Below are 18,366 nucleotides of genomic sequence, written 5' to 3'. Positions count from 1 at the left end.
CACACCTTCTCACGGGTGCGCGACGAATCGTCCTGGAGTCCGGCGCGTCCGTCTGCTCGTAAACTTGAGCGCGTGGTAGAGCCCAAGTTCGAGATTCAGATGCTGCACGACCGGGTGATGATCAGGTTGGAGCAGGAGGCCGAGGAGCGGCGCAGCGGCTCCGGGATCGTCATCCCCGCGACGGTCAAGATGGCCAACCGCCTGGCCTGGGGCGAGGTCTGCGGCGTCGGCACGAACGTGCGCTCGGTCAAGGTCGGCGACAAGGTGCTGTTCAACCCTGAGGACCAGTTCGAGGTCGAGGTGCACGCCCAGACCTATCTGGTGATGCGCGAGCGCGACCTGCACGCGGTGGCCACCCAGGAGACCGACCACGGCACCGGCCTCTACCTCTGACCCGCCCCTCTCCTACGACGTCTTCGCCCTCGTACGCGCGAAGGAGAGCCACAGGTCCGCGCGCCACGTCGCGGCGGGCACGCCGGCCAGCACCCGCGTCACCTTCCCGCTGAAGTCGATGACCGCCAGCCGGTAGGCGCGCCCGTGCGCGGTGACGGCGATGAGGTGGCTCTCGTCCCACCAGCCGAAGACCGCCTCCGGCCGGGCCGCCACCCGGCGCGCGATCGCGCCGGTGGCCGGGTCGACCAGGCAGAGCTGCTCCTTGAAGCGGGCCGGGCACCAGGTGGCCAGCCGCCGGCCCGACGGCGAGTACGCGTCCTCGGGGCCGGTGGGCAGGCCGGCGCCGGCGAGCGTGCGCAGCACCTTCCCGTCCGACGGCCGGTAGACGCGCAGGCCGGCGCCGTGCCTGGAGACCAGATTGCCGTCGGGGCTCCACCAGAAGCCCGCCTTGCGGCTGAGCCCGGCGACGCGGACCGTGCGGGCCCGCCTGGCGGCCACGTCGACGACCGTGAAGCCGAGCACCTGCCAGGCGCCGCGCACCTTCTGCTCGACGGTCAGCGCGACCCGCTTGGCGTCGCGGGACCAGGAGGCGTAGGAGGCCGTCAAGGGCTTCTTGACGGTGCGGATGGTCGTGATGCGTCCGGTGGCGCGGTCGGTGACCTGCAGCGCGTCGTAGCCGGACCGGTACGCCACCGGCACCCCCGCCGTCAGCGTGCCGCCCGGCGACACCGACACCTCCGACAGGCTCTTCTCCCAGGTGAAGGAGTTGCCGGTGGCCGATCGCAGGTAGGTGCGCTTGGTGCCGAGCCCGTAGGCCGACAGGCGGACGGGATCGCCCTTCCGTTCCTGGTACGTCATGCCGCCCGTGCCGGGCAGGGGCAGACCGGCGGCGGTCACCGCGGGAGCGGCGGGTACGAGTAAGGACAGGGCGGCGGCGAGGTGAGCGATCACGCCCCGCAGACTATGCAGCCGATCGCCGGACTTCCCGAGCGATGCCTATCGGGTCTGGACGAAGTTCAGGCCGATCTCGATGACGTCGATGCCGAGCGTGCGCAGCCCGGCGTAGACGATCGCCCCGGCGGCGGCCAGGGTGACGATGAGCACGAGGATGCGGACGGTCCAGCCCTGCCGCTTGTACCACTCCGTCCAGGCGTGCAGCGTGCGCTTGCCGAACTCCAGCAGCTTGCGCGCCCAGTGGAACTCCGTCGACAGTACCGCCAGCCCCGCGAACACGACCAGCCAGCCGGGCCCGGGGAACGGCACCATGATCAGGCCGCCCACCACCATGACCGCCCCGATGATGCCGACCACGATCTTCAGCGTGAGCGCGCCGGTGCGGGTGGCCCTGATGCCGTCGAGCCGGCCCTGGATGCCCCTGCGGCGTGCGGGCATGCCGGAGCGCGCGGCGGCCTCGTCCTTGATCACGTCGGCTTCGCCGGTGTCGGAGTTCTGAATCTGCACATTTCCCCCCGGCAGTCGGTGTGCACCCCAGGATACGGCCCGGTCTGCGGGCTCACTTGCAGCCGACTAACAAGTCAACAAACACCATTCTCCGTAAAATTTGCTGCTCAAGCAGGCTATGGCAGGCAAACATCGGTTAATGTCTGTTATGCCCGAGGTTCTGCTCCGTACCGTCACCGGCCCTGTACGCGCGGCCGCCATCGACGGCGTCGTACTCGCCCATGAGCATCTGCGCACCGACATGCGGTGGGCGGTCGGCATCGACTCCGACCCGCACCGGTGGCTCGACGAGGAGCAGACCGTCACCGCCGAGCTCCGCGAACTCCGCCAGTCAGGACGGCTCGGGCTCGTCGTGGACCTCACCTGTCTCGGCATGGGCCGCGACGCCGCCGCGCTCGCCCGCATCGCGGCCGGCAGCCGCGTCCCCGTGATCGCCGCCACCGGCCTGTACGCCGGCCCGTTCTGCCACGTCGGTGACGCCGACGTGGACACGCTCACCGCCCGCCTCATGGACGAGATCCTCAGCGGCGTGGACGGCACCGGCGTCTTCCCCGGCGTGATCGGCGAAGTCGGCTGCTGGGGCGCCGAGCCCACCGCCGCCGAGGAACGCTGCCTGGTCGCCGCCGCGCGCGCCTCCCTGCGTACCAGGCTGCCGGTCGCCACGCACGGCAGGAACGCGTTCGCGCTGCTGGAGATCCTGCTCGGCCAGAACCTGCCCGCCTCCCGCGTCGCCGTCGGCTACGCGGGCGGCGACCTCGGCACAGCAAGGAAGATCGCCGAGGCGGGGGCGTACGTCGGCCTCGGCTCCCTCGCCCTGGGCGCCGACGAGGCGGCCAGGCTCGCGCTCGGCCTCATCGAGGACGGCCACGCCGGCCGCCTGCTGCTCAGCACCGGCCTGAGCCGGGTCGCCCAGGTGCGCAGGTACGGCGGCCCCGGCTACGCCGACCTCTTCGAGGCGCTGCTGCCCCGCCTGCGCGAGGCCGGCGTCGGCGACGACGTCCTCCACACGATCACCCACGCCAACCCGCTGCGCTGGCTGACCGAGTCCCTGAGCGCCTCCTGAAGGCCCGCCCTTGACCTCAACCAATGTCAAGGTTGCAGACTGAGGCGCATGATCTTCACAGCCGCAGAACAGGACTATCTCACCGGCCAGCACCTCGGCCGGCTGGCCACGGTCGCCCCCGGCGGGCAGGTGCAGAACAACCCGGTCGGCTACTTCCTGGACGCCGGGACCGGCACGATCACCATCGGCGGGCACGCGATGGGCGCGTCGAAGAAGTTCGGCAACGTGCGGCGGGGCAGCACGGTTTCGCTCGTGGTGGACGACCTGGCCTCCGTGGACCCGTGGGTGGTGCGCGGGATCGAGATCAGGGGCACCGCGCAGGCGCTGGCCGACGTGGATCCGCCGCTGCCGTTCTTCTCCCGCGAGGTCATCAGGATCACGCCGACCAAGATCATCTCGTGGGGTCTGGACGGCGACCGGCAGAGCCGCACCCCCTGAAAGCTCGCTAAGATCGGGGCTACGACAAGCCTGATCGGGTGGGGGATGGCGACCGAGGACTCCCGGCTGCGGCACACGCGCGGCGACGGGCGGTGGCGTAGGCCGCTCGCCGCGCTGTCGCGCCTGCGCAGGGCGGGCGACGTGCCGGTCGTGGTCATGCTGGCGTGGGCCGGGTGGCTCGCGGTGCCGTGGTCGTTCAGCGGCCTCGCCCAGGCCCGCGCCGCCTACGCCGCAGCCGCCGCCGACCCCTCCCACCACCAGCCCGCCGCCACCCGCCCCTCGGAGAATGCGACCGCCGGCGGCGCGGCATCCCGCTCCCCCGGCCACTCGGAAGTAGCGACCGCCGGCAGCACGGCATCCCGCTTCCCCGCGGGCTCCGCGCCTTCCGTCGCCGCTCTGACCCGCCCCGAGCACGCGTCCCTCGCGGATGCCGACGCGCGGCAGGCGACCTGGGGCATCCCGGCCGCGCACACGGCACCGGTCGGCACCATCCGCGCGCTCGACCCGCCCTCACCCACCGCCGACACCGCCGCACAAGCCGGCACCATCCGGGCGGTCGACCGGCCCGCGGGCACAGCCGATGCCGCTGCGGTGAGCGCCGCCCCGACGCACGCCGCCCTCGCCGGCACGACCCCGTCGGACACCGCCCTTACCGGCACGACCCCGTCGGACGCCGCCCTTTTCGCCGCAGCCCCGTCGGACGCCGTCGCGGTGGAGCGGGCCAGGATCGCCGGGGTGGTACACGACGTGGCCGGGCACGGGCTGGCGGCGATCGCGATGCAGGCGGGTGTCGCGCTCGTCACGCTCGACGACGACCCCGAGCAGGCGCGGGCCTCACTGCTGGCGATCAAGGAGACCAGCACGACCGCGTTGGCGCAGCTTCGGGCGGCGCTCGACGGCATCGACCCACCGGGCGGCGACCTCGCCGGGCTCATCGACGGCGTACGCGCGGCGGGCCTGCCGGTGGACCTCGATCCCCCACGCCTGACCGTCCCCGCCCACCTCCAGGACACCGTCTATCAGGTGGTCCGCGAGTCACTCACCAACGTGCTCCGCCACGCCGGCCCCACCCGCGCACTCGTCCGCGCGAGCGAGAGCGCGGACACGTTCGTGGTGGAGATCGCCGACCGGGGCACCGGCCCACGGACGGGGGATGTGAAAGGACGCGGCCTGTCCGGAATGCGCGCCCGCGTGCTTGAGGCAGGCGGCCACCTCACAACCGGCCCCCGACAGGGCGGCGGCTTCCAGGTGCTGGCCCACTTCCCCCAGACATCCACATGATCTCCACATTGGGGCTCTCGCGAGAGCGGCGGCTTCCGGATGGTGGCCCGCCTCCCCCGGGCGTCCGCGCGACCGCCGCTTCGGGTGAAGCGTCCGCGCGACCTTCCCGCTGGGCGAAGCGCCCGCACCCTCGCCCCGCCCCCATGACCGCTGAGGTGTCCTCATGACCGCCGCGCCGGATGAGGCGGCTGCGGCGGTGCGGGTGGCGGTGGCTGATGATCAGGCTGTCGTGCGGATGGGGTTGCGGGCGTTGCTCGACCGCGCCGAGGGGCTGAGCTGGGCCGGGGAGGCGGCCGACGGGCGGGAGGCGCTGGCGTTGCTGCGGCGGGTCCGTCCCGACGTGCTGCTGCTCGACATCCGCATGCCCGGCATGGACGGCCTCGACACCCTGCGGGCCATCGCCGCCGACCCCGGCCTGCGCGGCACCAAGGTGGTCGTGGTGACGACGTTCGCCGTCGACGAGTACGTCTTCGCCGCACTCCAGGCCGGCGCCAGCGGTTTCGTGCTCAAGGACAGCGCCCCCGACGAGCTGGTCAACGCCGTACGCGTGGTCGCCGCTGGTGAGGCGTTGCTGTCGCCCGCCATCACCAGGAAGGTGATCGGCCTGTTCGGGCGGCACGGGGGCGGCCCGGTGGAGGGGGTCGAGACGCTGACGCCGCGCGAGCGAGAGCTGGTGGCGTGGGTGGCGACGGGCCGGTCGAACGAGGAGATCGCCAAGGAGCTGACGATCAGCCCCGACACCGTACGCACCCACGTCAGCCGCGCCATGGTGAAGCTGCACGCGCGGGACAGGGCACAGCTGGTGGTGTTCGCGATGCGCGCCGGCCTCGCCCTGCCCACCTGACCCCGCGCAAGGGTCAGCGCAGGAAGCCCTCGTAGTTGCGCTGCTGGAGCTGCGACTCGATCTGCTTCACCGTGTCGAGCCCGACCCCCACCATGATGAGCACGCTCGTCCCGCCGAACGGGAAGTTCTGCTGCGTCCCAGGATCGCGCAGGATGGCGAACGCGATCAGCGGCAGCAGCGCCAGCACCGCCAGGTACGCGGCCCCGGGCGCGGTGAGCCGGGAGACGAGGAACCCGAGGTATTGGGCGGTCGGCCGCCCCGGCCGGATCCCGGGCACGAACCCCCCGAACTTCCGCAGGTTGTCCGCCACCTCGGCGGGATTGAAGGTGATCGACACGTAGAAGTAGGCGAAGGCGGCGATGAGCACCACGTACGCCGTCATGTAGAGCGGATGCGCCCCGGAGGTGAGGTTGATCTCGACCCAGGTCCGCGCCGCGTCCGGGAGCATCGGCGCGACCAGCGTCGGCAGGTACAGCAGGGACGAGGTGAAGATGACGGGCACGATGCCGGCCTGGTTCACCTTGAGCGGGACGTACGTGCTCGTCCCCCCGTACGACCGCCGCCCCACCACCCGCCGCGCGTACTGCACGGGCACCCGCCGCTGCGCCTGCTCGACGAAGACCACGGCGGCCACCAGGCACAGCCCGGCCGCGAGCATGACGGCGAAGCTCACCGGGCTGATGACGAAGATCCGCGACATGTACCCCGGGAAGACCGCCACGACCTGCGTGAACATCAGCAGCGACATCCCGTTCCCGATCCCCCGGTCGGTCATCAGCTCGCCCATCCACATGACCGCGCAGGCGCCCGCCACCATGGTCAGCACGATCACGGTGACGCTGAGCAGCCCCGGGTCGCGCAGCAGCGGCCGGGCGCAGCCGGGCAGGAGCCGGCCTGCGCGGGCGAGGGAGACGACGGTGCCGGCGTTGAGCAGGGCGAGGCCGACGGTCAGGTAGCGGGTGTACTGGCTGATCTTGGCCTGGCCGTTCTGCCCCTCCTTCCTCAGCAGGTCGAGGCGGGGCACCACGACGGCCAGGAGCTGCATGATGATGCTGGCCGTGATGTACGGCATCACGCCGAGCGCGAACACCGACAGGTGCAGCATCGCGCCGCCGCTGAGCAGCTGCACCATGTCGAGGAGGCCGCCCTCGGCGGATCCGGCGCATTCGCGGACGGCCACGACGTCCACGCCGGGCGCGGGCAGCGTCTGCCCCAGCCGGAACAACCCGATGAGCGCGAGGGTGAACAGCAGTTTCCCGCGTAGCTCCGGCACGCGGAAGGCCCTGGTCAAGACGGTCAGCATGGGCAAGAAGTCTGACCGGGGGCGGGCCGGGCGTCGTCCGCCGAGACGAGGCACCGGCGTACGCGGATCCGCGTACGTTGATCACGTGACGACTGTGTGGGTGATCAGCGGGCCGCCTGGCGCGGGCAAGTCGACGGTGGCGGCGGAGCTGCTCGCGCGGCTCGACCCGGCGCCCGCGCTGCTGGACAAGGACACCGTCTACGGCGAGTTCGCGGGCGCGGTGCTGCGCGCCCACGGCCGTCCGGACGGCGAGCGCGAGGGCCCCTGGTACGACGAGCACGTCAAACGGTACGAGTACGCCGGCCTGACCCGGGTGGCCCGGCAGATCAGGAGCCACGGCTGCCCGGTCGCGCTGGACGGCCCGTTCACCACGCAGGTGCACGACGCGGCCCGCTGGGAGCGGTGGGTGGCGGAGCTGGGCGGCCCGCCGGTGCGGCTGCTGTGGGTGCGCTCGGACGGGCCGACGCTGCGCGAACGGCTGGTGGCGCGGGGTCTGGCGCGCGACGCGGGCAAGCTCGCCGCGTTCGATGACTACCTGCGTAATATCCGGGTGGACGAGCCGCCGGTCGTCCCGCACCTGGAGATCGACAACCGTCCCGGCGCGGCGCCGATCGGCGAGCAGCTCACGGCGGCGGCCTGGGTCACGCCACCCGGTAGTGGTCGTCCCGGACGTCCATGATCGCCATGTGGCCGGGCAGGTGGCCGATCGCGTAAGGCACCCCGCTGGCCAGCACCGCCTGCTGCGGCGTCACCCCGCACGCCCAGAACAGCGGCACCTCGCCCGCCCGCACCTCCACCGGGTCGCCGTAGTCGGGCGCGGCGAGGTTCTCGACGCCGATGGCGGCCGGGTCGCCGGTGTGCACGGGCGCGCCGTGCACGCTCGGGTAGCGGCCGCTCACCTCGACGGCGGTCGCCACCAGCTCTTCCGGCACCGGCCGCATCGACACCACCAGCGGCCCCGCAAGGCTGCCGGTGGACTCGCAGGGGATCGAGGTGACGTACATCGGCACGTTCGTCCCCGCCTCCAGGTGCCGCACCGGCACCCCGGCGGCCAGCAGCGCGCGCTCGAAGGTGAAGCTGCACCCGATGAGGAACGGCACCAGGTCCGCCCGCCACTCCGCCACCACGTCGTCCAGGTCGGCCACCGCCCGCCCGTCGCGGTAGAGGCGGTAGCCGGGCAGGTCCGTACGCAGGTCGCCGGAGAACAGCTCGGTCGACCACACCCCAGGCTCGCCCACGTCGAGCACCGGGCACGCCTGCGGGTTGCGATGGGCGAACAGCAGCAGCTCGTAACGCAGCTCGCTGGGCACGGCGATGAGGTTGGCCTGCGTCCAGCCCCGGCACCAGCCGGCGGTAGGCACCCGCTCGCCGGTGCGGAAGCGCTCCCGCGCCTGCGCGGGGCTCAGGTCGGCGACGTCCACCTCTCGACACTATGAGCCCTGAGTGCGGCGGTCCACCATTTGACATCCCGGCTCTCGTCAACCTACGTTGACCTTGTGAGCGTCAACGTGGGTTGACGAGAGTTCTAGGGGGTTTCGTGAACGCGTTGTCCGTCGCCGTGGCGGCGAACCTGCCCGTGCTCCTGTGGGGCGCGCCGGGCACCGGGAAGACGTCGGCCGTGCTGGCGCTCGGCGAGCGGCTCGGGCTGCCGGTCGAGGTCGTGGTCGGCTCGATCAGGGAGCCGAGCGACTTCGCCGGGCTGCCCGTGCTGCGGGACGGGCGCACCTGGTTCGCGCCGCCCCGGTGGGCGGAACGGCTCGCCGAGTCGGGCACCGGCATCCTGTTCCTCGACGAGCTGACCACCGCGCCGCCCGCCGTCCAGGCCGCGATGCTGCGGGTCGTGCTCGAACGGGCCGTCGGTGACCTGACGCTGCCGGCCTCCGTACGCGTCGTCGCCGCCGCCAACCCGCCCGAGCAGGCCGCCGACGGGTGGGACCTGTCGGCGCCGCTGGCCAACCGGCTCATCCACCTCGACTGGACGGTCAGCGCCGCCTCGGTCGCCGACGGGTTCACCGCCGGTTTCCCGCCGCCGTCCCTGGACGGGCTCGATCCGGCCGCCGTCCGTCCCGCCGACGTGTCACGTTCGCGGGCGCTGGTGGGGGCTTTCCTGCGGGTACGGCCTGAGCTGGTGCTCTCCGTCCCCGACGGGCCCTCCCGCGCCTGGCCGAGCCCCCGTACCTGGGAGCTGGCCGCCACGGCCCTCGCCTACACGGGGGCGTCCGAGGCCGTACGGGCCGAGCTGGTGGTCGGCGCGGTCGGGGAGGCGGCCGGGTTCGAGCTGCTGTCCTGGCTGCGCGACCTCGACCTGCCCGACCCCGAGACCCTGCTCAGCGACCCCACCGCCCCGCTGCCGGACCGCGTGGACCGGGTGCACGCCGTGCTCGGCTCAGTGGTCGCGCACGTCGCCGCCGACGGGAGCGCGGACACGTGGCAGCGCGCCTGGACGCTGATCGCCCGCGTGGCCCGCCACACTCCGGACGTGGCCGCCACCGCCGCCCGCTCCCTGGCCGCCCGCCGCCCCAGGGGCGCCGTCCTGCCGGGCACGGTCCTGCACCTCACTCCCATCCTCCGCTCCGCCGGGCTGCTGCCATGACCGGGCGCGAGCGGGAGATCGGTGAGCGGTTCGCGGCGGCGCGGTTGTGGGCGGCGGCGCGGGCGCCGTACCTGACCTCGGCGCTCTTCGCCCTCCAGCCGCTCGTCCACGACACCGCACCGCCCCGCCCCTCGGCCGACGAGCACGGGAACGTGCACCTCGACCCCGCCGCCACCCTGCCCGTCCCCGAACTCGGCTGGTGGCTGCTCCACCACGTCGGCCATGTCCTGCGCGACCACCACACCCGCGCCCGCCCGTACGAGGAGACGGCCCTGCGCTGGGCCCAGGCCGCCGATGCCGAGATCAACGACGACCTCGCCCGCCTGGACGCCGTCCCCGCCGACGCCATCACCCCGGACACCCTGGGCCTGCCCGACGGCCTGCTCGCCGAGCGCTACGCCGAGCTGCTCGACCTCATCGACGTCCCGCCCGGCCTGGCTCCCTGCGCGCCGCCGCCGTTCACCGGCCCCGAGTCGATGACGTCCCTGGAACGCGAGCTGCTGGCCAGAGCCGTCGCCGCCGAGATCGACGCCAGAGGGACGGCTCCTGGCGGCTGGCGGCGCTGGGCCGAGGCGGTGCTGCGTCCCGAGGTGGACTGGCGGGCGCGGCTGGCCCGCCTGGTCAGGAGGGGCCTCGCGCAGGCGTCCGGCCGGCTCGACTACAGCCACCGCCGCCCGTCCAGACGCGCCTCCGCGGCGCCGTCGATCGTGCTGCCCGCCCTGGTACGCCCGCTCCCCCGGGTCGCGGTGCTGGTCGACACGTCGGGCAGCGTGGCCCGTGCGGCGCTGGAACGGGCCCTCACCGAGCTGGACGGCATCCTCCGCGCGACCGGCCACCAGTGGGTCGACGTGACGTGCTGCGACACGCAGGCGTACCCGGCGCAGCGGGTCAGGTCGGCGGCCCAGGTCGAGCTGGCCGGCGGTGGCGGCACGGACCTGCGCCCCGGCTTCGAGGCCGCGGCCCCGGGCGCGGACCTGCTGGTCGTCCTCACCGACGGCAACACCCCGTGGCCCGACCGCCGGCCACGCCCCCAGGTCGTGGTCTGCCTGTTCGGCACCGGCCCCGAGCCACCGCCGTGGGCGCACACCGTACGCGTGACTGAAGGAAGTGCCGCATGACCGACACACCCCGCGAGGACCGCTCCGCGGAGCAGTCCTGCACGCTGGGCGAGCTGCGTCGGTGGCGGGCGGCCGGGTTCGGGCGGGAGGAGGCAGCGGCCTGGCGGGAGGCCGGCGTGACCGATCCCGGCGACGCCCGCCTGTGGGCCACCGCCGCCGCCACGCCCGCGACCGTCACCGCGTGGCAGCGCGCCGGGATGACGCCGGCCGACGCCGTACGCTGGCACGAGCTGGGCGTCGCCCCGCACGACGCGGCCCGCAGGCACCTCGCCGGCGAACGCCCGCGCCGCGTCCGATTCTTGGCCCGCCTGGCCACGCCCGAGCCCGAGCTGCCCGACCCGGCCGTCACGGAGGCGCTGCGCCGGCTGCTGCGCGCGGGCGTGCCTGCGGCGGTGGCCCGCGCGTACGCCGACGCGGGCTGGGACGGCGACGAGGCCCTGGAGTGGGCGCGGCGGCGGGTGGATCAAGGGGACGCGCGGCTGTTCCGGGCACTCGGCTTCACCGCCGCCGAGGCCGCCGCGCTCGGCCGTCCCGCCCTGGAGGTCATGGCGGCCTGGTGGGGCGCGGTGCCCCTGGCCGAGGTGGCCGCCTGGTGCGCGGCCGGGCTCACGCCGGAGGAGGCCTCCGCCCAGCGGGCAGCGGGCGTCACGGCGGAGCAGGCGGGTGTGCTCAGGGCACTGTCGTCATTCGGCGCGGAAGGGGCACCGCCGCCAGCCGGCACATGAGAGGCGCTGCCACCGCCCGGCACATGAGGGGCACTGCCATCGCCCGGCACATGAGGGACGCTGCCGCCGCCCGGCACATGAGGCGCTGCCGCTGCCGGCACATGAGGGGGCGCTGCCATCGCCCGGCACCAACCCGCCTTGGGCCAGGGCGCGGCCACCGCTTGAAGCCCGCCGCTGCCGCCTGGGGCATCCAGCCGAGCCCCGTCCCCGTCAGTACTCGACCTCGAACGTGTGCGGCCCCAGCCCGTACTCGTCGCCGAGCGGCACCACGTACCCATGCTCGATCAACGTCGAGAGGCTCTTCCGCACCTCCTCCTCGCCCAGCCCGCACGCGCGCGTCAGCCCGTCGAGCCGGGCGGCGCCGGACGTGACGGCCTGGGCGGCGACGGCCTCGTAGACGTGGAAGTCCACGTCCGACAGGGCCTGCACATCGTGTCCTTCGGTCATGACCGCTGCCTCGCTCCCTCCCTCAGCCTGGCGGGGTCGACCTCGCGGTCGGGGAAGCGACGCAGGTACTCGGCCTCCAGCTCGCTGGTGCGGGAGGTGTGGTGGGCGAGGGCGTCGTCCGATCCGTGGAAGAACGTGTCGCTTCTGGTGGCGTGCAGCTGGCGCAGCTCGCGTACGACGTCTTCGTCGCTGAGCTGGGCGGGGTCTATTCCCATGGTCGTCATGCGCTCCCCCTACCCCAGGAACCCTCGACCAATATCTGTCACAATTCCTGACATAGAGGCATTGTCTGTAAGAGACCGCCGCTTTACCTTCCCGTTATGGACCTCGAGCTACGGCACCTCAGGATCGTCCGCGCGGTCGCGGACGCGGGAAGTGTGAGCAAAGCCGCGTCCCTGCTCGGGCTGGCACAACCGGCCCTGACCGCGCAGCTCAAGCGCATCGAGAGGGTGCTCGGCGGCGCCCTCTTCGAGCGCGACCGCCACGGCGCCAGGCCCACCCGCCTCGGCGAACTCGTGCTCGCCCGCGCGCGTGTGCTTCTCCCCGCAGCCAAAGAACTGCAGGACGAAGCCGTACGTTTCGCCCAGGCCCCCTCCCCCGGTTTCCGCATCGGCGCCACCAACGGGCCGATACTGGGCGGGCTGGTCGACCGGCTCGCCGCCGAGCGGAAGGTCAGCACGTACACGTCGTGGTCGACGTACGAGCTGAACAGCATGGTCGAGCTCGGCCGCCTCGACTACGTGCTCACCGGCGCCTGCGGCGACTCCGGCACCCCCACCGGCACGCTCGTCTGGGAGACCATCAGCCTCGACCCGGTCTTCTGCCTGGTCTCCGTCGATCACCCGGTCGCGCGGGAGAAGGAGGTGCAGCTGGCCGACCTCGCCGACGAACAGTGGGCGGTCACGCCGGGCGACGGCTGCTTCGCCGACTGCTTCGCGATGGCGTGCGCGCGGGCCGGGTTCACGCCGGGAACGATCTACGAGACCGACGTACCGACCTGCACCCACCTCGCCCAGGTCGGCCGGGCCGTCGTCCTGTGCCAGGCCACCCACCAGCCCGCCCAGGGGCTGATCATGGTGCCGCTGGCCGGCGCGCCGCTGCGCTGGCGGCAACTCCTCGGCCGCCACCCCACCGCCCCCGAAGCCGCCTGGGTGATCTCGCAGGCCAAACAGGCCCATCTGGACGCCGTACGCCGCAGCCCGGTCTACTCGGACTGGCTGGTCCGCAACCCCGGCTACGGCACCGCCCCCTAACCCCGCCCACGTCAGGGAGCCGCGCCCCCTGACCACGCGAAGCACCCCAACCCTCCCCACCCGCCCCCTCCCGACCGGCCCCCGCCCGGCAGTACGCCCACGGAGAATATGATCGTTCCGCACTCCACCAACCCCAGCAGACATGGAATGATGTCGGGGGAACCGTTCTCCCCGCCTGGCCCGGCACCACGACCGGATCCGATGCTCTAGCCTTGGTTAGCGCCTAGGCCACGGCAAGATCCTTCCGGTCGCCGCGCCAGACACGACACAACTTCATCCAGGGGCGGTAGCTCAGCCGGTCAGAGCATCGGACTCATAATCCGTGGGTCGTGGGTTCAAGTCCCACCCGCCCTACTCACCAACACTGCGTCCGACCTGGGGTTTCTCGGTTCTGGCCGACCTCGGAGCTCGTCATTGGTTATGGCTGGTTGCTCGCTGATCGCTCGGCGGCGCGGGTTGTGTAAGTGGTAGATCATTTAGGCTGGCCATCGTCACGACAGACCTCAGCGACCATCAAGAGAAGAGCAAGCCGGAACACCTGCACCGGCCCACTCCCCCAACTCACAGCACCGGGGCGGTCACCTTCTGGTTCCCGAGCATGTTCACCCCACCCCCGCCCAGTGATCGAGCGGACTTTTCGTCCGCTGGTCTCTCGCCTCAGAAAGGCGAGGCCCGCAGCTCGCGCTGCGGGCCCCCATTTGGACTACGGATGCTCAGACGCGAGCAGGCAAAGTGATCAAGCGCGTGTGACCGGCGTCCGGCGCGGCGCTGATGAGAGCGGCGGTGGACTCGGCGGCCGCGCGGGCCACCTCCGGGTAGACGCTGGTGAGGGTGTCGCGGGTGAAGGTGGAGGAGACAAGCCCGAGCGTCTCTTGCACGATCTTCACGTCGACCCCGGCGGCCAACATCAGGGACGCAGCCCCATGCCGGAGGCCATGCAGCCGCACCGGTGGTAGACCCGCCTCATAAGACAGCAGGTAGGACTGGTCGCTGACGTGCTGCGGATGCAGCGGGCGGCCGATCTCGTCGGTGAGGGCGAATCCGCAGTCTTGCCAGGTCTCCCTCGCGGCCAGCCGTTCGGCGGTCTGCGCCTTACGGTGGCTGCGCAGTGCGGTGACGGAGTCGGCGTCCAGGGCGATAGTGCGGTCGCCGGCCTCGGTATCCAGCGCCAGCAGCGCACTGGGGTCCTCCAGTTCCTGCTTCCGCCCACCGCAGAGGATGCGCCCTCGCTCACGAAACAGCGATCAGGCAACCCGCGTCTCCACGCTCGGAATTCCTGACCAACCCTCAGCTATTCGGCGTTGCTAGGTACTGGTAGTCAGTGTTACTTTATACCAGTAGTCAGCGTCACCGAGTAGCTGAAAGGGAGGTGCTCCATGGGCAAGCTCGTGACGGAGATGCTCAAGGGCACGCTGGAGGGCATCGTCCTGGCGATCCTGTCCGCCCGTCCCGCCTACGGCTACGAGATCACGGCAAGGCTGCGCGACCAGGGCTTCATCGACATCGCCGAAGGCACCATCTACGCCCTGCTGGTCCGGGTCGAGCAGCGCGACCTCGTCGACGTGGAGAAGGTCCCGTCGGAAAAAGGGCCGCCGCGCAAGGTGTACTCCCTCAACGACCAGGGGCGGGAGTACCTCGAAGAGTTCTACAGGACCTGGAGCTTTCTGGCCGAGAGGCTCGAACAGCTCCGCGAAGGGAGCAAGTAGACGTGGCCGACGAATCGAAAAATCGCTACCTGCAGTACCTGCAGCTCGTCACCGGGCCGCTGGAGGAGAAGAAGCGCTGGTGGCAGTACAAGGCGCGCATCAAGCATCTCCCCGACAACTACCGCACGGCCGTCGAGGCGCTGGAGCGATACCTGATGCACTTCGGGCCGGCCGACGGTGCCGGCGCGATGGCGATGTACGAGGACCTCGCCGACCTGTTCGAGCAGAGCGCCGCCGACCGCACCCCCATCCGCGACATCTTCGGCGACGACCCCGTGGAGTTCGTCGAGGCATTCATGGCCAACTACCCCCTCGGCCAATACCGCACCCGCGAGCGCAACCGCTTCACCAGCGCCATCGACCGCGCCGCAGAACAAGACAGGACACAGTGATGACGACCCAGCAACCCCCCGCCATCCAGGTGCACGGCCTGGAGAAGTCCTACAAGGACCTGCAGGTGCTGCGCGGCGTGAACTTCGAGGTGGCGCGCGGCAGCATCTTCGCCCTGCTCGGCTCCAACGGAGCCGGCAAGACCACCGCCGTGAAGATCCTGTCCACGCTGCTCAAGCTCGACGCCGGTACCGCCCGCATCAACGGCTTCGACGTCGCCACCCAGGCCGCCGACGTGCGCGAGTCGATCAGCCTCACCGGCCAGTTCGCCGCCGTGGACGAGATCCTCAGCGGGCGCGAGAACCTCGTCCTGGTCGCCCGCCTGCGCCACCTCAGGAACCCCGGCAAGATCGCCGACGACCTGCTCGCCCGCTTCTCCCTCACCGACGCAGGCGGCCGGAAGGTCGCCACCTACTCCGGAGGCATGCGCCGCCGTCTGGACATCGCGATGAGCCTGATCGGCAACCCGCCGGTCGTCTTCCTCGACGAGCCCACCACCGGCCTCGACCCCCAGGCCCGCATCGAGGTCTGGCAGGCCGTTCGCAAGCTCGCCCAGGGCGGCACCACGGTGCTGCTCACCACCCAGTACCTGGACGAGGCCGAGCAGCTCGCCGACCGGATCGCGATCCTGCACGAGGGCCGCATCCTCGTCAACGGCACCCTGGACGAGCTCAAGCGGCTGCTGCCGCCCGCCGAGGTCGAGTACGTCGAGAAGCAGCCCACCCTCGAGGACGTCTTCCTCTCCCTCGTCGGCACGAAAGCCTAAGGAACCCCCACCATGAGCAAGCATTTCTTCGGCGACACCACCGTCCTGCTGGGGCGGTCACTGCGCCACATCACCCGCAGCCCCGACACGATCATCACCACCGCGATCATGCCGATCGCCATGATGCTCATGTTCGTCTACGTCTTCGGCGGCGCGATCAGGACCGGGTCGGACTCCTCCTACGTGAACTACATGTTGCCCGGCATCTTGCTCATCACCGTCGCCTCGGGCATCGCCTACACCGCCTACCGCCTGTTCATGGACATGCAGGGCGGCATCTTCGAGCGTTTCCAGTCGATGCCGACCGCCCGCTCGTCGGTGCTCTGGGCGCACGTGCTGACCTCGCTGGTCGCCAACCTGGTCTCGCTCGTGGTCGTCATGCTCGTGGCGCTGCTGATGGGCTTCCGCTCCAGCGCCGGCGTGCTGGCCTGGCTGTCGGTGGCGGGCATCCTCGTCCTGTTCACCCTGGCGCTGACCTGGATCGCCATCATCCCCGGTCTGACGGCCAAGACCATGGAGGGCGCCAGCGCGTTCTCCTACCCCCTCATCTTCCTGCCCTTCCTCAGCTCCGCCTTCGTGCCCACCGACAGCATGCCCACTCCGCTGCGCGTCTTCGCCGACAACCAGCCGGTCACCTCCATCGTCAACGCCATCCGCGCCCTGTTCGCCGGCCAGCCGGTCGGCAACGACATCTGGATCGCCCTGGGCTGGTGCGTCGGCATCCTCGTCGTCGCCTACGCCTTCGCCATGAACACCTACCGCCGCAAGATCTCCTGAGGAGCCCCCATGACCCACACCCTCCCCTCCATGCCCACCAGCCGTCAGCCCGGCTGCCCCTTCGACCCGCCCAAGGAGCTGATCGACGCCCGCGAGCAGAGCCCGATCAGCCACTTCACCTTCCCCGACGGCCACCAGGGCTGGGTCGTCACCGGCTACGAGCTGACCCGGCAGATCCTCGCCGACCCGCGCTTCAGTTCTCGCCGGGAGCTGATGAAGCACCACCCGACCGTCGACTACGGCGACATCGAGGTGCCCCCGGCGCCGCCCGGCGAGTTCCTGCTGATGGACGAGCCGCAGCACGGCCGCTATCGCAAGCCGCTGGTCGGCAAGTTCACCGTCCGCCGGATGCGGCTGCTCACCGAGCGCGTCGAGCAGGTCACCGCCGAGCACCTGGACGCCATGGAGAAGGCCGGGCCGACCGTGGACCTGGTGACCGCATTCGCCAAGCCGATCCCGGCCATCGTGATCTGCGAGCTGCTCGGGGTGCCGTACGAGGATCGCGGCTTCTTCCAGGAGAACATCGACAAGTTCCTCGGCGGCGAGGTGGGCGACGAGGAACTGTTCGCCGCCTACCTCGCCACGCAGCAGTACCTCGCCGAGCTGATCACGGCCAAGCGGGCCGACCCCACCGACGACGTGCTCAGCGACCTGCTCAACAGCGACCTGACCGACGAGGAGCTGAAGGGCATGGCCCTGATCCTGCTGTCGGCCGGCTTCGACACCACCGCCAACATGATCGCCCTGGGCACCTTCGCCCTGCTGCAGAACCCCGACCAGCTCGCCGCGCTGCGCGCCGACCCCTCCCTCGCCGACCAGGCCGTGGAGGAGCTACTGCGCTACCTGACGGTCGCCAAGCAGTTCTTCCGGGTCGCCCTGGAGGACGTCGAGCTGGGCGGCCACACCATCAAGGCCGGCAGCACGGTCGTCCTGTCCCTGTCCACCGCCAACCGCGACCCCGACCGCTTCACCGACCCGCACCGGCTTGACGTGCACCGGCAGGAGGGCGGCCACCTGGCCTTCAGCCACGGCGTCCACCAGTGCCTGGGCCAGCAGCTCGCCCGCGTCGAGCTGCGGGTGGCGCTGCCCGCGCTGCTCGGCCGCTTCCCCACGCTCCGTCTGGCCGTGCCCGCCGACGAGGTCGCCCTGCGCCCCGAGGCCGCCGACATCTACGGCGTCAAGAGCCTCCCGGTCACCTGGGACGCCTGACCACGAACCGACGTCGGGGCGAGGGCTCGTACGAGCCAGACGCTTTACCGACTCCTCATCACTCGCACGACGCTGACCAGCACCTGCCCTGTCCCATCCCGCACCCCTGATATGCGGATCCACGGCAACTCACGCCGCCGCTCCAGTGACGCGGGCCCGGTCGATTCGACCACTCCAGACGGGGTACGGCTGCTCGACCCCCCGGCCGTCGAGCGGCTGGGTGCGACGCTGTCCGCCCGCACCATCGCGGCGCTGTCCGCCCGCACCATCGCCGCGCTGGCCCGCTCGTCACCGATCTGGCCCCGGTGCCGGGCAGCCCCGGCGGGCTCGTGCTGCCGTCAGAGCCCGTCGCCGGGCATGGTGGTGGACGCCAACGAGCTGTCGGTGCGGCACCACACGCCGGCGATCAGCAGACACGCCGGAAGCAAGACGTCGGAGACGTTGCGCATCCGTTCGACAGGCAGGATGCGGCACGGCCGGTCGACGTCCGCCGGCAGACGCCACCGCCCTTACGTGGCATGGCGCCAGGCGACGTGCCTGTCTGCCGGCTCGTCCTGGGCGTGTCCGCCCCTCGTGCCTCGCTGACGGCTGCCCATGAG

General features: G+C 71.7%; 23 protein-coding genes and 1 tRNA gene. 17 read left to right on the top strand and 7 right to left on the bottom strand.

Annotation, left to right across the window (positions count from 1 at the left end):
* Positions 1–72: 72 nt before the first annotated feature.
* Positions 73–393, top strand: a complete 321-nt coding sequence (locus AB0K28_RS46160; RefSeq protein WP_345400594.1) for a co-chaperone GroES — start codon at positions 73–75, stop codon at positions 391–393.
* 12 nt (positions 394–405) lie between these two features.
* On the opposite strand, the gene AB0K28_RS46155 is transcribed toward AB0K28_RS46160, so the two are convergent.
* Both AB0K28_RS46155 and AB0K28_RS46150 read right to left on the bottom strand, forming a co-directional pair.
* The gene (locus AB0K28_RS46155; protein ID WP_364383464.1) at positions 406–1,344 is read right to left on the bottom strand and encodes a hypothetical protein; all 939 of its coding nucleotides are present in this window, start codon (positions 1,342–1,344) and stop codon (positions 406–408) included.
* A gap of 45 nt (positions 1,345–1,389) precedes the next feature.
* Entirely contained in the window at positions 1,390–1,854 is a 465-nt protein-coding gene (locus tag AB0K28_RS46150; protein ID WP_345400588.1) for a TIGR02611 family protein, read from the bottom strand.
* 148 nt (positions 1,855–2,002) lie between these two features.
* On the opposite strand from AB0K28_RS46150, the gene AB0K28_RS46145 reads away from it, so the two are divergent.
* From AB0K28_RS46145 to AB0K28_RS46130, 4 genes are all read left to right on the top strand, one after another.
* Positions 2,003–2,917 carry an aryldialkylphosphatase gene (locus tag AB0K28_RS46145; protein ID WP_345400585.1) on the top strand — a complete coding sequence of 305 codons (915 nt, stop codon included), beginning with the start codon at positions 2,003–2,005 and terminating at the stop codon, positions 2,915–2,917.
* A 48-nt stretch (positions 2,918–2,965) separates the two neighbouring features.
* Positions 2,966–3,355: a PPOX class F420-dependent oxidoreductase gene (locus tag AB0K28_RS46140; protein ID WP_364383459.1), complete on the top strand. Its 390-nt coding sequence runs from the start codon at positions 2,966–2,968 to the stop codon at positions 3,353–3,355.
* A gap of 45 nt (positions 3,356–3,400) precedes the next feature.
* Positions 3,401–4,636 (top strand): histidine kinase, encoded by a 1,236-nt coding sequence (locus AB0K28_RS46135; protein ID WP_364383456.1) that lies wholly within the window; start codon positions 3,401–3,403, stop codon positions 4,634–4,636.
* A 163-nt stretch (positions 4,637–4,799) separates the two neighbouring features.
* Positions 4,800–5,480, top strand: coding sequence for a response regulator transcription factor (locus tag AB0K28_RS46130; RefSeq protein WP_364383453.1), 681 nt, complete (start codon positions 4,800–4,802; stop codon positions 5,478–5,480).
* A 13-nt stretch (positions 5,481–5,493) separates the two neighbouring features.
* Here the strand turns inward: AB0K28_RS46130 and secY are convergent, their stop codons facing one another.
* Positions 5,494–6,783, bottom strand: coding sequence for a preprotein translocase subunit SecY (secY, locus tag AB0K28_RS46125; protein WP_364383450.1), 1,290 nt, complete (start codon positions 6,781–6,783; stop codon positions 5,494–5,496).
* A gap of 85 nt (positions 6,784–6,868) precedes the next feature.
* Here secY and AB0K28_RS46120 point away from each other — a divergent pair, with 85 nt between their 5' ends.
* Complete coding sequence (locus AB0K28_RS46120; RefSeq protein WP_345400576.1) at positions 6,869–7,462, top strand: ATP-binding protein; 594 nt, start codon at positions 6,869–6,871, stop codon at positions 7,460–7,462.
* Here the strand turns inward: AB0K28_RS46120 and AB0K28_RS46115 are convergent.
* Positions 7,425–8,204: a putative hydro-lyase gene (locus tag AB0K28_RS46115; protein ID WP_364383446.1), complete on the bottom strand. Its 780-nt coding sequence runs from the start codon at positions 8,202–8,204 to the stop codon at positions 7,425–7,427. The two genes, AB0K28_RS46120 and AB0K28_RS46115, sit on opposite strands and share 38 nt — an antisense overlap.
* A 116-nt stretch (positions 8,205–8,320) precedes the next feature.
* On the opposite strand from AB0K28_RS46115, the gene AB0K28_RS46110 reads away from it, so the two are divergent.
* The 3 genes from AB0K28_RS46110 to AB0K28_RS46100 are packed head-to-tail and all read left to right on the top strand — an operon-like array spanning position 8,321 to position 11,219.
* On the top strand, positions 8,321–9,376 hold the full coding sequence (locus AB0K28_RS46110; protein WP_364383443.1) for a MoxR family ATPase: 1,056 nt from the start codon (positions 8,321–8,323) through the stop codon (positions 9,374–9,376).
* Entirely contained in the window at positions 9,373–10,494 is a 1,122-nt protein-coding gene (locus tag AB0K28_RS46105; RefSeq protein WP_364383440.1) for a VWA-like domain-containing protein, read from the top strand. The genes AB0K28_RS46110 and AB0K28_RS46105 overlap by 4 nt, the downstream gene beginning before the upstream one ends.
* Positions 10,491–11,219, top strand: coding sequence for a hypothetical protein (locus AB0K28_RS46100; RefSeq protein ID WP_364383437.1), 729 nt, complete (start codon positions 10,491–10,493; stop codon positions 11,217–11,219). The genes AB0K28_RS46105 and AB0K28_RS46100 overlap by 4 nt, the downstream gene beginning before the upstream one ends.
* 210 nt (positions 11,220–11,429) lie before the next feature.
* Here AB0K28_RS46100 and AB0K28_RS46095 read toward each other — a convergent pair whose 3' ends face one another.
* Together AB0K28_RS46095 and AB0K28_RS46090 are read right to left on the bottom strand one after the other, a co-directional pair.
* Positions 11,430–11,666 (bottom strand): hypothetical protein, encoded by a 237-nt coding sequence (locus AB0K28_RS46095; protein ID WP_345400559.1) that lies wholly within the window; start codon positions 11,664–11,666, stop codon positions 11,430–11,432.
* Complete coding sequence (locus tag AB0K28_RS46090; RefSeq protein ID WP_345400556.1) at positions 11,663–11,890, bottom strand: DUF6158 family protein; 228 nt, start codon at positions 11,888–11,890, stop codon at positions 11,663–11,665. The genes AB0K28_RS46095 and AB0K28_RS46090 overlap by 4 nt, the downstream gene beginning before the upstream one ends.
* A 96-nt stretch (positions 11,891–11,986) precedes the next feature.
* Here AB0K28_RS46090 and AB0K28_RS46085 point away from each other — a divergent pair, with 96 nt between their 5' ends.
* Positions 11,987–12,919 carry a LysR family transcriptional regulator gene (locus AB0K28_RS46085; RefSeq protein ID WP_364383433.1) on the top strand — a complete coding sequence of 311 codons (933 nt, stop codon included), beginning with the start codon at positions 11,987–11,989 and terminating at the stop codon, positions 12,917–12,919.
* A gap of 280 nt (positions 12,920–13,199) precedes the next feature.
* Positions 13,200–13,273: transfer RNA gene (locus AB0K28_RS46080), tRNA-Ile, on the top strand.
* A gap of 359 nt (positions 13,274–13,632) precedes the next feature.
* Here AB0K28_RS46080 and AB0K28_RS46075 read toward each other — a convergent pair.
* Positions 13,633–13,992, bottom strand: a complete 360-nt coding sequence (locus AB0K28_RS46075; RefSeq protein ID WP_345409656.1) for a tyrosine-type recombinase/integrase — start codon at positions 13,990–13,992, stop codon at positions 13,633–13,635.
* 303 nt (positions 13,993–14,295) lie between these two features.
* Between AB0K28_RS46075 and AB0K28_RS46070 the strand changes: the two genes are divergently transcribed.
* The 6 genes from AB0K28_RS46070 to AB0K28_RS46045 all read left to right on the top strand — a co-directional run bounded on the left by AB0K28_RS46070 (position 14,296) and on the right by AB0K28_RS46045 (position 18,352).
* Positions 14,296–14,625 carry a PadR family transcriptional regulator gene (locus tag AB0K28_RS46070; protein ID WP_364383430.1) on the top strand — a complete coding sequence of 110 codons (330 nt, stop codon included), beginning with the start codon at positions 14,296–14,298 and terminating at the stop codon, positions 14,623–14,625.
* Between the two features lie 2 nt (positions 14,626–14,627).
* Positions 14,628–15,017: a DUF1048 domain-containing protein gene (locus tag AB0K28_RS46065; RefSeq protein WP_364383427.1), complete on the top strand. Its 390-nt coding sequence runs from the start codon at positions 14,628–14,630 to the stop codon at positions 15,015–15,017.
* On the top strand, positions 15,017–15,781 hold the full coding sequence (locus AB0K28_RS46060; RefSeq protein WP_364383424.1) for an ATP-binding cassette domain-containing protein: 765 nt from the start codon (positions 15,017–15,019) through the stop codon (positions 15,779–15,781). Before AB0K28_RS46065 ends, AB0K28_RS46060 begins: the two co-directional genes overlap by 1 nt.
* A 12-nt stretch (positions 15,782–15,793) precedes the next feature.
* Positions 15,794–16,558, top strand: coding sequence for an ABC transporter permease (locus AB0K28_RS46055; protein WP_364383421.1), 765 nt, complete (start codon positions 15,794–15,796; stop codon positions 16,556–16,558).
* Between the two features lie 9 nt (positions 16,559–16,567).
* Entirely contained in the window at positions 16,568–17,767 is a 1,200-nt protein-coding gene (locus tag AB0K28_RS46050) for a cytochrome P450 (RefSeq protein ID WP_345400547.1), read from the top strand.
* 111 nt (positions 17,768–17,878) lie between these two features.
* Positions 17,879–18,352, top strand: coding sequence for a hypothetical protein (locus AB0K28_RS46045; protein ID WP_364383418.1), 474 nt, complete (start codon positions 17,879–17,881; stop codon positions 18,350–18,352).
* The last annotated feature ends 14 nt before the right edge of the window (positions 18,353–18,366 follow it).

It is taken from the genome of Nonomuraea sp. NPDC049504, assembly GCF_040676845.1.
Lineage (GTDB): Bacteria > Actinomycetota > Actinomycetes > Streptosporangiales > Streptosporangiaceae > Nonomuraea > Nonomuraea salmonea.
This window is presented reverse-complemented; position numbering and strand designations above follow the sequence as displayed.